11 protein-coding genes are annotated in these 12,050 nt (G+C 64.0%); 6 read left to right on the top strand and 5 right to left on the bottom strand.

The annotated features are described in order from the left end of the window. Window positions 1-376: 376 nt before the first annotated feature. From NCR34_RS27060 to NCR34_RS27045, 4 genes are all read right to left on the bottom strand, one after another. Window positions 377-841 carry a hypothetical protein gene (locus NCR34_RS27060; protein WP_248324217.1) on the bottom strand — a complete coding sequence of 155 codons (465 nt, stop codon included), beginning with the start codon at window positions 839-841 and terminating at the stop codon, window positions 377-379. Between the two features lie 206 nt (window positions 842-1,047). Further along, complete coding sequence (locus NCR34_RS27055) at window positions 1,048-2,115, bottom strand: serine hydrolase domain-containing protein (RefSeq protein ID WP_250501354.1); 1,068 nt, start codon at window positions 2,113-2,115, stop codon at window positions 1,048-1,050. A gap of 30 nt (window positions 2,116-2,145) precedes the next feature. Further along, entirely contained in the window at window positions 2,146-3,435 is a 1,290-nt protein-coding gene (locus NCR34_RS27050; protein WP_250501353.1) for an MFS transporter, read from the bottom strand. After that, window positions 3,428-4,873, bottom strand: coding sequence for a M20 family metallopeptidase (locus NCR34_RS27045; RefSeq protein ID WP_250501352.1), 1,446 nt, complete (start codon window positions 4,871-4,873; stop codon window positions 3,428-3,430). The genes NCR34_RS27050 and NCR34_RS27045 overlap by 8 nt, the downstream gene beginning before the upstream one ends. 153 nt (window positions 4,874-5,026) lie before the next feature. On the opposite strand from NCR34_RS27045, the gene NCR34_RS27040 reads away from it, so the two are divergent. The 4 genes from NCR34_RS27040 (at window position 5,027) to NCR34_RS27025 (ending at window position 9,932) form a co-directional block, all read left to right on the top strand. Further along, on the top strand, window positions 5,027-5,953 hold the full coding sequence (locus NCR34_RS27040) for a LysR family transcriptional regulator (protein WP_250501351.1): 927 nt from the start codon (window positions 5,027-5,029) through the stop codon (window positions 5,951-5,953). A gap of 39 nt (window positions 5,954-5,992) precedes the next feature. After that, window positions 5,993-7,174 carry a Gfo/Idh/MocA family protein gene (locus NCR34_RS27035; protein WP_250501350.1) on the top strand — a complete coding sequence of 394 codons (1,182 nt, stop codon included), beginning with the start codon at window positions 5,993-5,995 and terminating at the stop codon, window positions 7,172-7,174. Between the two features lie 9 nt (window positions 7,175-7,183). Further along, window positions 7,184-7,630 (top strand): DMT family transporter, encoded by a 447-nt coding sequence (locus NCR34_RS27030; RefSeq protein ID WP_250501349.1) that lies wholly within the window; start codon window positions 7,184-7,186, stop codon window positions 7,628-7,630. 127 nt (window positions 7,631-7,757) lie between these two features. After that, window positions 7,758-9,932, top strand: coding sequence for a TonB-dependent siderophore receptor (locus tag NCR34_RS27025; protein ID WP_250501348.1), 2,175 nt, complete (start codon window positions 7,758-7,760; stop codon window positions 9,930-9,932). Between the two features lie 14 nt (window positions 9,933-9,946). Here the strand turns inward: NCR34_RS27025 and NCR34_RS27020 are convergent, their stop codons facing one another. After that, window positions 9,947-10,456, bottom strand: coding sequence for an Lrp/AsnC family transcriptional regulator (locus tag NCR34_RS27020; RefSeq protein WP_250501347.1), 510 nt, complete (start codon window positions 10,454-10,456; stop codon window positions 9,947-9,949). A 167-nt stretch (window positions 10,457-10,623) separates the two neighbouring features. Between NCR34_RS27020 and NCR34_RS27015 the strand changes: the two genes are divergently transcribed. Continuing rightward, window positions 10,624-11,640 carry a 1-aminocyclopropane-1-carboxylate deaminase gene (locus NCR34_RS27015; protein WP_250501346.1) on the top strand — a complete coding sequence of 339 codons (1,017 nt, stop codon included), beginning with the start codon at window positions 10,624-10,626 and terminating at the stop codon, window positions 11,638-11,640. 85 nt (window positions 11,641-11,725) lie between these two features. Continuing rightward, window positions 11,726-12,046, top strand: coding sequence for a DUF1330 domain-containing protein (locus tag NCR34_RS27010; protein WP_250501345.1), 321 nt, complete (start codon window positions 11,726-11,728; stop codon window positions 12,044-12,046). Window positions 12,047-12,050 lie beyond the last annotated feature (4 nt).

Below are 12,050 nucleotides of genomic sequence, written 5' to 3'. Positions count from 1 at the left end.
CAGCGACGTTCGGCGCGTGCATTGCCGGCTACAGCGCTCACTTCATGCGCGTCGCGTGGCGGCACGACTCTTACAACAAGCAGTCCATTGAGCGCTTCACTTGGACGCGCAGTGACGGTCGTATCGCCAGCCGTGGAACACTATACAACCGTCATCCACCTCGGAAAACAGCGAAGAATCAATGCCTTCCGAAGACTTGCTAAACTTGTTTCACGCGTCGAGTCCGCCGCGCCGCTAACGGCGGCGAAAACAAGCCGTTACATTAGAAGAATTTGCCCCTTTCCAGGCCCGACCCCGCCGTATCGTAACAAACGATACATTATCGGCCCCAATGGCGCCCGCCGCTAATCACCCACCAGCGCCCGAACCCTCACCCTCAAGCCCGCTTCTTCCGCAATCCCTGATACGGCTCTCCCGCCTTGAACCGCTCGAGCCGGTCGCTCGCCGCAGTCAACGCGCCAAGCGTCGCGCGTTTCAGTTGATGATCGTAGAGCGACACGATCGCCGCCAGCCGATCGACTTCATCGGCGCGAATGCACCACGAGCCGCCTTCGCGCCCGCCGTCGAACACGCGCGCAATCGTTTGATCGGCTTCGATGAGGGCTTCGTCCGGGAAGTTGCCATGCCCTGCATCCGCGAGAAACTTAGCGAGCAGCATGACTTCGGCCACATGCTGAGCCGGCCCGATATCCGGCGATCCCGCGCGCAGCGTCTCGAGTGCGAGATGGGCGTGAAGAGCGAGCTCATCTGCCACGCCGCGAGCGATGGGCAGCAATTGAGCTTTCGAGAGCCGCGTGTGCGTCGCGTGAGCCGAGCGGCGAAAAGGAAGAGTGGAGGACATGCGTCGGTCGTTGGTTGGCTTCCTCTTGTTAACGAACAGGCGAAGCCGTTCTTGAGGGCTCAAACGCATTGGCGCAACACCACCAATACGCAACTAACGGTCCTTCCGCATCGCACCCACCAAAACGGCAGAGTACTTACTAACACAAACAGCGGTGCGGGCAACAGTCGCTACAAAGCCCTCACCAAAGACCCGCCCGCCGCTCCTTAGCCCTGTACCGCCCCGCGCGTCCCCGTCACCGCCTCAAACATCAACGCAAAAAACTCCGCCGCATGCGCGGAATCGAGCCATCGCACGCTCAACGCGATCCGCGACTCGGGCTCGATCCACATAAACGAACTTCCCGCGCCGATGCCGAAGTAGCTCGTCTCGGGCACCCCCGGAAACATCTTCCGCCCGGTGTTGAGCCAGACGAGGTAGCCATAGAACGGTGCAAGCGGGCACGGCGTGCGCATCCGCGCAATCCATTCCGATGAAAGCACGCGCTTCCCAACACGCACGCCGTCATCCAGCAGCATCTGCGCGATCTTCAATTGATCGTTCGCGCTGATCGACATCCCGCCGCCCCAATGCGTGCCGCCCGGCACGGACTGCATGCGCTTGCCGTCGATGTCGACCCACGCGTGGTCATAGCCCGCCCAGTTCCAGTTGTCGCTTAAGGCGAGCGGTCGCGCGATGGCATCGCGGAAAACATCGGGCAGCGGCTCCCGGAACAGATGCAGCAGCGCGAGCGAGAGCTGATTGATGCGAACGTCGTTGTATTCCCAGTACGTGCCGGGCGTGCGCAACGGCCGCAGCTCGCCCTTCTTCCCTGCGGGCGGCTCGCCGAACGTGACCGCGCGGTAGTGGTCGGCCTGATCCGAAAGCCCGAAGCACTCGCCCTGCCATTCGCTGGTTTGCTGAAGCAGATGCGTCCACGTGATCGGCGCGTTATGCGGATCGTCGAAGCCGATGCCCGGCACGCGCACGCGCACCGGCTCGTCCGGATCCGGCAGCAGTCCGCGATCATGCGCGACGCCCGCGAGCAGCGCGAGATACGTCTTCGCGATGCTGAACGTCAGGTCCGCGCGGTCCGGCTCGCCCCACGTCGTGATCACGCGACCATCGACGGCAAGCGCGCCCGAAACCGGCCCGCGATCATGCACCGGCCCGAGCAGCCGATTCCACGGCGGCGGATCGTTGACGTGCACGCCCCAGTTGCCGTGCACTTGCCGATCCCAAGTCGATTCGTGATCGACGGAAAACTGGATCGCACGCTGCAATGCTTCATTCATGTGAGAACTTCCTGGCTGAATTCGAAACGTTCAACGCACGTCCAGGCGCTTTCGCGCCCAGAACAGTGTGAAGAGACTCACGACTGCCGCGATCATCAGATACAGTCCCGGCGCGAGATTGTTATGCGTCAACGCGATGAGCGACGCCACCGCCAGCGGCGTGAAGCCGCCGAACACAGTGGTGCCGATGTTGTAGCCGAACGCCATGCCGGTCGTGCGCGTGGCGGTCGGGAAAAGCTCCGACATCAGCGCGGGAATCGGCGCGAAGTACGTCGCCTTGAGGAGCGCGACCCATATCACGGCGGCGAGCAGCGTCGGCAGCGACGGATGCGCGTTCATGAACATGAAGGCCGGATAGACGGTCAGGAAGAAGATCACGCCGGTAATCAGCATGATGCGCGTGCGCCCGTACTTGTCGGAGAGATGCCCGACCACCGGCACGAGCACCATCATGATGAAACCGGCCGTCAACGTCGCGATGAAGCCGGACGAGGGCGCGAGTCCCAACTGCCGCGCGGCATACGTCGGCATGTAGAGCAGCATGTAGTTGGCGGTCGTCGTCAGCACGAGCGATCCGATCGACACGAGCAGGCGCTCCTTCTGCGTCGCGAGCAGTTCGCGCACGGGCGACGCGACTTTCTCCGCGTGCTCGAACTCGGGCGTTTCGTCGATGCGTCGCCGGATATAAAGCCCGATCGGTCCGATCAGCACACCGAAGAGAAACGGAATGCGCCAGCCCCAGCCTTCGAGCTGCGCGGGCGTCAGCGAGCCGGTCAGCACCGCGCCGAACAGCGACGCGAGCAGCGTGCTCGCGCCCTGACTGGAGAACTGCCAGCTCGACATGAAGCCACTGCGCTCGGGCGCGTGCTCGACGAGAAAGGCCGTCGAACTGCCGAACTCGCCGCCGGCCGAGAAGCCCTGCAACAGACGCGAGACGAAGATCAGCACCGGCGCGGCGAGCCCGATGGTCGCGTAGGTCGGCATCAGCGCGACCATCGCGGTGCCGAGCGTCATCATCGCGATCGAAAGCGTGAGCGACGCCTTGCGTCCGCGGCGGTCGCTGTACGAGCCGAGCACGAGCGCGCCGACCGGCCGCGCGAGATACGAGAGCGCGAACGTGCCGAGCGTGAGCAAGAGCGAGACCGTGTGATCCTGCGTCGGGAAAAAGAGCTTCGACAAGGTTCCGGCGAAATAGCCGTACACGACGAGATCGTAGAACTCGAGCGCGTTGCCGATCGATGTCGCGACGATCAGGCGTGCGACGCCGAGCTCCTTGCCGTGCGATTTGGGCGACGTCGAAATCGTGACCGAATCACTCATGGCGAAGCCCTCCGTTCGTCTTGCGCGGCAGATGATCGGCGGGATTGCCGTTGGCGGCATCGCCTTCGCGCGTGCCGAGATCCCAGAAGAGGCCCGCCATGATGCGCAGCCCTTCGCTCGCGACCGACCCGAGCAAATGCTCGTCCGGCGCGTGCTGCGAGCAGCCGGGATACGAATGCGGCACCCACAGCGTCGGCATGCCGAGCACATCGGCGAAGACGTCGTTCGGGAGCGTGCCGCCGAGATTCGGCAAGAGCACGGGCCGCGTGCCCGTGCTCTGCGTGAGCGAGCGCAGCGCCCACTTGACCCACGGATTGTCCGGATCGACGCGCGTCGCGGGCATGCCGCGCTCCACTTCGACATCGACCATCGGGAAGCCGTGCGCATCGAGGTGATCGCGCACGATCTGCTGCAGATTGCGCCAGTCCGTGCCGACCACGAAGCGGATCTGCATGTGCGCGAACGCGGTCGCGGGAATGGCGTTCACCGGCTTGTCGGGATTACCCGTGCGAAAGGCCAGCACTTCCATGTTGTTCCAGCCGAACACGCGCTCGGCGGGCGTGAGTCCCGGCTCGCCGTAATCGGCGTCCACTTCCGGTTCGCCCGGATTGCCGCCGACAGTAATGTCCGCGAGCGCGCGAATCACCGAATCGGGAATCGGCGGCGGGCGCAAGCCTTCGATCAGAATCTTGCCGTTCTCGTCGACCATCGTCGCGATCGCGTTGGCGAGCACGATGCCCGGGTTGCGCAGCAGGCCGCCCCAGTTGCCCGAGTGATGTGCGCCGTCGCGCAGCTTCACGTCGAGCCGGAAATTGATGACGCCGCGCGAGCCCAGAAACATCGTCGGGCGGTCGGCGGCGAGGCGCGGTCCGTCGGAGGCGATCAGCGCGTCGGCGGCGAGTTCGTCGCGCAGCTGCTCGCAAATGGCGGAAAGGCCGGGCGAGCCGACTTCCTCGCCGGTCTCGAAGAGCAGCTTCAGATTGAAGCCGAGCTTGCCGCCGCGCGCGTCGAGCACCGCCTTCAACGCGGCGAGGTTGATGCAGTGCTGCCCTTTGTTGTCGGCGGTGCCGCGGCCGTACCAGCGGTCGCCGTCGACCGTCACGCTCCACGGAGACAAGCCTTCGCGCCACTGCGCGTCGTAGCCGCGCACGACATCGCCGTGGCCGTAGCTCAGCACCGTCGGCAGGTCGTCGCCTTCATGGCGATGCGCGACAAGAAACGGCCCCGCGCCAGCCACAGGATTTTCGACCACGCGGCAGCGGAAGCCCCACATCGTGAGCGTCGGCGTCAGTTCCTCGGTGAGATAAGCCATGAGCCGCGCGGCGCTGTCGGCCTCCTGGCTTTCGGTGCGATACGCGACGCGCCGCTGCAAGTCGTCGAGAAAGGCGCCGGACTGAAAGTAGCGGTCGGCAATCTGAAGGGCGGTGTCGCGGGTCACGTCGGTCTCCGTCGAAGCTGAAAAGGCAGCCGTAGCCGCCGACCAATTCATGCTGACCTCGCCGATATTTCTGGACAATTACAATATTTCTCAGGAACCTTTGCCTTTTCGGCAAAGCGCGGTTTCGACTTCGAACGCGGATACGGACGGCGCATGGACCAGACGGCTTTACGCTATTTCCTCGAAGTGGCTCGCAGCGGATCGCTCAGCAAGGCGTCCGAGCGGCTCTTCGTCGCGGTGTCCGCGCTCAGCCGGCAGATCGCGAAAATCGAGGAGCAAATGGGCACGCCGCTTTTCGAGCGACGCCCGCGCGGCATGGTGCTGACCGAAGCAGGCCGCCTGCTCGCCAATCACGCGCGCCGCAGTCAACTGGAAGACGAGCGCGTGATCGACGAGATTCGCGGACTCGCCGCAAGCGGCCGCGCGACGATTCGCATCGCGGCTTCGGAAGGCGTGGCGCCCGACTTCCTGCCGCAAGCCTTCGCGCATTTCCTGACCACGCATCCGCGCGCGCACTTTCAGCTCGACGTGTCCGCGCCGTCCATCGCGACACAGCGCGTGCGCGACGGCTCGCACGACATCGCCGTGTGCTTCAGCATGGCGCCCGAGCCGGACGTGCACGTGCAGTATGCGCAGCGCGCGCCGGTCTATGCGCTGATGCGGCGCGACCATCCGCTCGCATCGCGCGAATCGGTGTCACTCGCGGACCTGCATGCATGGCCGCTCGCGATGCATAGCCAGGGCGTGACGCTTCGACAACTCTTCGACATCGCGTGCAGTCTCGAAGGACTCGTGTTCGAGCCCGTCTTCGTCGGCAATTACCACATGGCGCTGCAAAGCTTCGTGCGGCTCACGGACGCCATCACGCTCACCGGCTATCTCACGGTGCGCAGCCGTCTCGGCGCGGAGGGCTTCGCCGCCGTGCCGATCTCGAATCCCGAACTGCATCAACGCACACTGCAAATTCAGACGATGGCAGGACGCACGCTGCCGCAGCCGGTCGCGGCATTCGTCGCTCTGCTCGAGGACGCAATCGAAGACCCGGCGATCATCGACAGGAATAGCCGTTGCTCTAGCTGATGCCAACGCCATACGGCACTGCGACTCACGGAGCACATCATGTCAGGCTTGCCATCGACCGGGCAGGACAAACCCGAGACACGCCCGCCCTTTGTCGGCGCTTCGGAGCGGCGCTCGCCTGTCGAGCTACCGCCGCTTGCGCCTGATCGCAAGGTGGGCTTCGCCATCGTCGGCCTCGGCCGTCTGAGTCTCGATTCGATCTTGCCCGCGCTGGCTTCATCCAAGCTCGCGCGGCTCGCAGCCGTGATGACCGGCGACAAGGCAAAGGGCGAACGCGTGGCGCGGCAATACGGCGCGCCTGCCGAAGCGGTGTACGGCTACGACGAATGGGCGCGCCTCGCCGCCAACGACGACGTGCAGGCGGTCTATATCGTGACGCCCAACGGCTTGCACCGCGAACAGGTGATCGCGGCGGCGGGCATCGGCAAACATGTGCTGTGCGAGAAGCCGTTGAGCAATACATCGGCCGAAGCGGAAGAGATGATTCGCGCATGCGCGGATGCGGGCGTCATGCTGATGGTCGCATACCGCTTGCAGTATGAGCCGCATAATCGCGAGGCCGCGCGGCTGGCGAGATCGAAAACATTCGGACAACTGAAGATCATCGAAGCGCATAACGGTCAGGTGCAGGGCGAGGCGGATCAATGGCGGCACGACAAGCGCCTCGCGGGCGGCGGATCGTTGCCGGACATCGGACTCTATTGCCTGAACTTCGCGCGATTCGTGACCGGCGAAGAGCCGATCGAAGTGTCGGCCTGGGCGTGGAGCACGCCGGGCGACGCGCGCTTCGCGGAAGTCGAAGAGAACATTTCGTGGCAGATGCGCTTTCCGTCGGGCGTCGTCGCGCGTTGCTCGGCCGCTTACGATGCACACGAATCGCGCGTCGCACGCCTTCACTTTCAGCGCGGGACGGTGGTGCTCGATCCGGCGTTCGCGTACAAAGGCCTGCGCTTGTCGGTGCAGCATCGCTCGCCGGAACGCGAGGACGTCGAGGTGCGCGAAGAGCGCGTGCTCGAAGACGCCAACCAGTTCGGCGCGGAGATCGACCACATGGCCGAATGCATCCTGACCGGCAGGACGCCCGCGACGCCCGGCGAAGAGGGACTGCAGGATCAAAGGATCATGGAAGCGATTTATCGCTCGGCGGCGGAAAATCGCCCGGTGCAGCTTCCCGCCGTCGCCGAGCGGGACGCGTTCCGCGACGCCCGGCTCACTGTCTGAGGCCACATCATGCACTGGCTACTCGCGGTCTTCGCGGTACTGGCGGGCGTCTCGAACCCGCTGCAATCGGGCAGCAACTCGGCGCTGCTCAAGGGGCTGCACGAGCCGATCGTGTCCGCGTTGATCGTCTATCTGATCGGCGCGGCGTGCCTTGCCGTGTGCGTGCCGTTCTTCGGCTTCGGCGTGCGGCCCGCGCTCTCGCGCCTCGGCAGCCTGCCGTGGTGGGCGTATGTCGGCGGCATCTGCAACGCGCTCTTTCTGATGTGCTCGCTCCTCATCACGCGAAAGCTCGGGTCGGCCACCTTCACGACGATCGTCGTCATCTCCGCTGTCGTGACATCGCTCGCGCTCGACCACTTCGGCCTCATGGGCTTCCAAGTGCGGGAGGCCAGCGCGTTGCGTCTGCTGGGCGCCGGCCTGGCTGTCGCGGGCGTCATCCTCATCGCGATCTTCTGACTGCGCCCGTCGACGCTCGCATTAACGCGCGTCGTCGTTAGCTTTACAAACGTAAAGCCAGCGGGCACAATCCGCCGTTGAATAATAATGATTCGCATTTAAAACCACGACGGCTACGAGAAGAAGCATGAATTCAGACAAGACCAGCCGGTTCGCCCTGCGACCGCTGAGAACGGCGGCGCTGCTTTTGTTTACGGCGAGCGCGTGCGTGAACGCGCAATCGGTCGACGCCGACACCGCACCAGCGGAAAGCACGCTGCCCGCGGTGAAAGTGACGGCTCAAAGCGATCAGGACGCGCCATACGGACCGACGAAAGGTTACGTCGCGAAGTCCAGCTCGACGGCGCTCAAGTCCGGCACGCCGATTATCGAGACGCCGCAGTCGGTGTCCGTCGTCACGCGCGATCAGATGGATCAGCAGAACGCGCAGACGCTGAATGCCGCCGTGCGCTACGTGTCGGGCGTGACGCCGGAAACGCGCGGTGCCATCGCCACGCGCTACGATCTGCTGAAGGTGCGCGGCTTCGACGCCGACACGTACTGGAACGGGCTGAAGCTCATCGGCAACGGCTGGTATTCGACACCGCAACTCGACCCGTATCTGATGGATCGCGTCGAAGTCCTGAAAGGGCCGGTGTCCGTGCTGTACGGGCAAGCCGCGGCGGGCGGGCTGCTCAACATGGAAAGCAAGCTGCCGACTGTGGAGCCGCTGCACGAAGTGGGCGTCGAAGTCGGCAACTACGGGCACGTGCAGGGCAAGTTCGATCTGTCCGGGCCGATTGCCGGCGACGACCGCTATCTCTTCCGCGTGACCGGCATCGGACGCAAGGAAGACGGACAGGTTGCCATGACGAAGAACGAGCGCATTGCGATTGCGCCGTCGTTCACGTGGCGCCCGGACAACAAGACGTCGCTCACGCTGTTCGGCCTCTATCAGCACGATCCGCGCAGTTCTTCGTACGGCAGCGTGCCGCCGCAAGGGACCGTCCTCTATAACCCGAAGGGCAAGCTGCCGAGCAATTTCTACGACGGCGATCCGAGCTTCGAGAGCTTCAACCGCGTGCAGGAATCCGTCGGCTATAAGTTCGACCGACGCCTGACCAACGCGTGGACGTTCCGCGCGAACGGCCGCTACATGCATCTGGCGCAGGACTACAAGAGCGTCTACGCGAGCGCGCTGGAAGCCGATCTGCGCACGCTGGATCGCGGCACCGCTTATTCGCAGGACAATCTGAATACCGTCGCGCTAGACAATCAACTCGAAGGCAACTTCTCGACCGGGCCGATCGACCACACGTTGCTCGTCGGCTTCGACTATCAGCACTACGCGACGAACTTCGTCTCCGGCTTCGGCACGGCGCCTTCCATCGACATGTACGCGCCCGTGTATAACCAGACCATTACCGTGCCCGAGTTGTCGAAGCAAGTCTTGAGCGGCACGCAATACGGCGTGTATGCGCAGGATCAGGCGCGTTTCGGCAACGCGATCCTCACGCTCGGCGGGCGGGAGGACTGGATCAACAGCAAGACGCGCAACGAAACGTTCGGCACGTCGTCGAGCCAGTCCGACCGCGCGTTCACGGGCCGCGCCGGTCTGACGTACGTATTCAACAACGGCATTGCGCCGTATGTGGGCTACACGGAGTCGTTCACGCCGCAAGTGGGCACGGACATCAACGGCCGCGCGTTCGACCCGGAGCGCGGGCATCAATACGAAGTGGGCGTGAAGTATCAGCCGAAGGGCTACGACGCGCTTTTCACGGCGGCACTATTCGATCTGACGCGCGAAAACCTGCTGACGGTCGATGCCACGAACCCGAACTTTCAGTCGCAAACGGGCGAAGCGCGCTCGCGCGGCGTCGAACTGGAAGCGAAGGTCAGTCTCACCGATTCGTTGAACGTGACGGGAAGCTATACGTATTTGAATACCGTCTACACGAAGGACAACGGCGGCCTGCAAGGCAAGCATTTGCCGGCGGTGCCGCAGAACCAGGCGTCGTTGTGGGCGTATTACACGATCAATCGCGGGCCGCTTGCGGGCCTCTCGCTCGGCGCGGGCGGGCGATACACCGGCACGACGTACAGCACGCAGAACGACTTCAAAGTGCAGAGCTTCTTTCTGGTCGATGCCACGCTGCGCTATGACCTCGGCCGCGCGGCCGCGCAGCTGAAAGGCGCGGAGTTGTATGTCAACGCGCAGAATCTCTTCGACAAAGAGTACGTGGCGTCGTGCTACTACGGAAGCTGGTGCGCGTTCGGCTACGGGCGGCAAGTGTTCGCGGGCATGAACTATCGCTGGTAGGACACATGCGCGCGTCACACGGGGAATGCTGTCGTCGAAAGAATCTCGCGCAGAACCACGAAGGTCCGTATCTGCCGGACGCCCGGCAGATACAGCAGCTTCTCCGCGTGCAGCCGGTTGAAGCTGTCGCTGTCGCGCGTGCGAATCAGCATGAAGAAATCGAACTCGCCGGTAACGACGTGACACTCCATGCAGCCCGGCACCTTCTGCGCGGCCTTTTCGAAGTCCGTGAAGGACTCGGGCGTCGAGCGGTCGAGCACCACGCCGATCAGCACGAGCATGCCCGCATCCAGCGCCTTCGGGTTCAATAGCGCGACGGTGCCGCGAATCAGCCCGGCTTCGCGCAGGCGCTCGACGCGCCGCAGACACGCCGGCGGACTCAGGTGAACCTTGGCGGCGAGCGCGACATTGGAGATCGATGCATCGCGCTGAAGCTGACGCAGGATCGCGCGATCGACGCGATCGATCTCGATGCCCGATGCTGGCGGCTCTCGCCGCGGCGTGGCTTTTTTCATTGCGTGCATTCACCATCCGAAGAAATAAAACTGCGCTTTATCTAACCGATAAGCGGTCACGTTAGGCCAAAGCCAATTTCTTCGCAACGCCGACCTCTCCCAGATTGACTACGATTTCCGTCAGGCGTCGCGGATCACGCGCGGCAGCCCGACCCAAATCGCACAGGATGCCGACCATGAACCTGCAACGTTTCCCCCGCTATAAGCTCACTTTCGGGCCGACGCCCATTCAGCCGCTCAAGCGCCTGAGCGCGCATCTGGGCGGCAAAGTGGAGCTATATGCGAAGCGCGAGGACTGCAACAGCGGTCTCGCGTTCGGCGGCAACAAGACGCGCAAGCTCGAATATCTCATTCCCGAGGCGCTCGAACAGGGCTGCGATACGCTCGTGTCCATCGGCGGCATTCAGTCGAATCAGACGCGTCAAGTCGCCGCCGTCGCCGCGCATCTCGGCATGAAGTGCGTGCTCGTGCAGGAAAACTGGGTCAACTACTCGGACGCCGTCTATGACCGCGTCGGCAATATCCAGTTGTCGCGCATGATGGGCGCGGACGTGCGCCTGGTTGCCGACGGCTTCGATATCGGCATCCGCAAAAGCTGGCAGGACGCGATGGACAGCGTGCGCGCGGCGGGCGGCAAGCCGTTCCCGATACCGGCGGGCTGCTCGGAGCATCCGCGGGGCGGGCTGGGTTTCGTCGGCTTCGCGGAGGAAGTGCGGCAGCAGGAGGCCGAACTCGGCTTCAAGTTCGACTACGTCGTGGTGTGCTCGGTGACGGGCAGCACGCAGGCGGGCATGGTCGTCGGCTTCGCGGCGGATGGCCGCGCGCGGCGCGTGATCGGCATCGACGCGTCCGCGAAACCGCAGCAGACGCACGATCAGATCACGCGCATTGCGAAGCACACGGCGGAACTCGTCGATCTCGGCCAGGACATCACGCGCGACGACGTGATTCTCGACACGCGCTTCGGTGGCCCCGAATACGGCCTGCCGAACGAAGGCACGCTCGACGCCATTCGCCTGTGCGCGCGGCTGGAAGGCGTGCTGACCGATCCCGTCTACGAAGGCAAGTCGATGGACGGCATGATCCAGATGGTGCGCAACGGCGAGTTTCCGGAAGGATCGAAGGTGCTCTACGCGCATCTGGGCGGCGTGCCCGCGCTCAATGCGTACAGCTACCTGTTTCGCAACGGCTGACTCGCTTTACCTCGCACGTAATCGACGCGACGCGCACGCGCGGGCAAGATCGGCGGCATCCCCACACAGAAGAAGGAGCCGCAACATGACCGCTTACGCCGTTGGCCATCTATATGAAGTCGACATGTGCGCGGATATCGTCGCGTATCTGGAGCAGATCGACGCCACGCTCGCGCCGTTCGGCGGGCGTTTCATCATTCACGGCGGGCCGTGCGACGTGCGCGAGGGTGAGTGGCACGGCGATCTCATCGCGATCGCGTTTCCCGATCTCGCGCACGCGCGCGGATGGTACGAGTCCGACGCGTATCGGCGCATCCTGCCGCTGCGCACCCGCCACGCGCGCGGCGCGGTGTTCTTGATCGACGGCGTCGACACGACGCACAAGGCGACCGACATCCTGCACTAACGGC

The organism is Caballeronia sp. GAWG1-5s-s (genome assembly GCF_023631445.1).
Classification (GTDB): Bacteria; Pseudomonadota; Gammaproteobacteria; order Burkholderiales; family Burkholderiaceae; genus Caballeronia.
Note: the sequence above shows the minus strand (reverse complement) of the source record. Positions and strands in the feature narration are given on the sequence as shown.

Coding starts and splice junctions, on each gene's coding strand:
- NCR34_RS27020 (WP_250501347.1), bottom strand. CDS start 10,456: ATGCACGCAATGAAAAAAGCCACGCCGCGGCGAGAGCCGCCAGCATCG.
- NCR34_RS27040 (WP_250501351.1), top strand. CDS start 5,027: ATGGACCAGACGGCTTTACGCTATTTCCTCGAAGTGGCTCGCAGCGGA.
- NCR34_RS27055 (WP_250501354.1), bottom strand. CDS start 2,115: ATGAATGAAGCATTGCAGCGTGCGATCCAGTTTTCCGTCGATCACGAA.
- NCR34_RS27025 (WP_250501348.1), top strand. CDS start 7,758: ATGAATTCAGACAAGACCAGCCGGTTCGCCCTGCGACCGCTGAGAACG.
- NCR34_RS27010 (WP_250501345.1), top strand. CDS start 11,726: ATGACCGCTTACGCCGTTGGCCATCTATATGAAGTCGACATGTGCGCG.
- NCR34_RS27015 (WP_250501346.1), top strand. CDS start 10,624: ATGAACCTGCAACGTTTCCCCCGCTATAAGCTCACTTTCGGGCCGACG.
- NCR34_RS27050 (WP_250501353.1), bottom strand. CDS start 3,435: ATGAGTGATTCGGTCACGATTTCGACGTCGCCCAAATCGCACGGCAAG.
- NCR34_RS27030 (WP_250501349.1), top strand. CDS start 7,184: ATGCACTGGCTACTCGCGGTCTTCGCGGTACTGGCGGGCGTCTCGAAC.
- NCR34_RS27060 (WP_248324217.1), bottom strand. CDS start 841: ATGTCCTCCACTCTTCCTTTTCGCCGCTCGGCTCACGCGACGCACACG.
- NCR34_RS27035 (WP_250501350.1), top strand. CDS start 5,993: ATGTCAGGCTTGCCATCGACCGGGCAGGACAAACCCGAGACACGCCCG.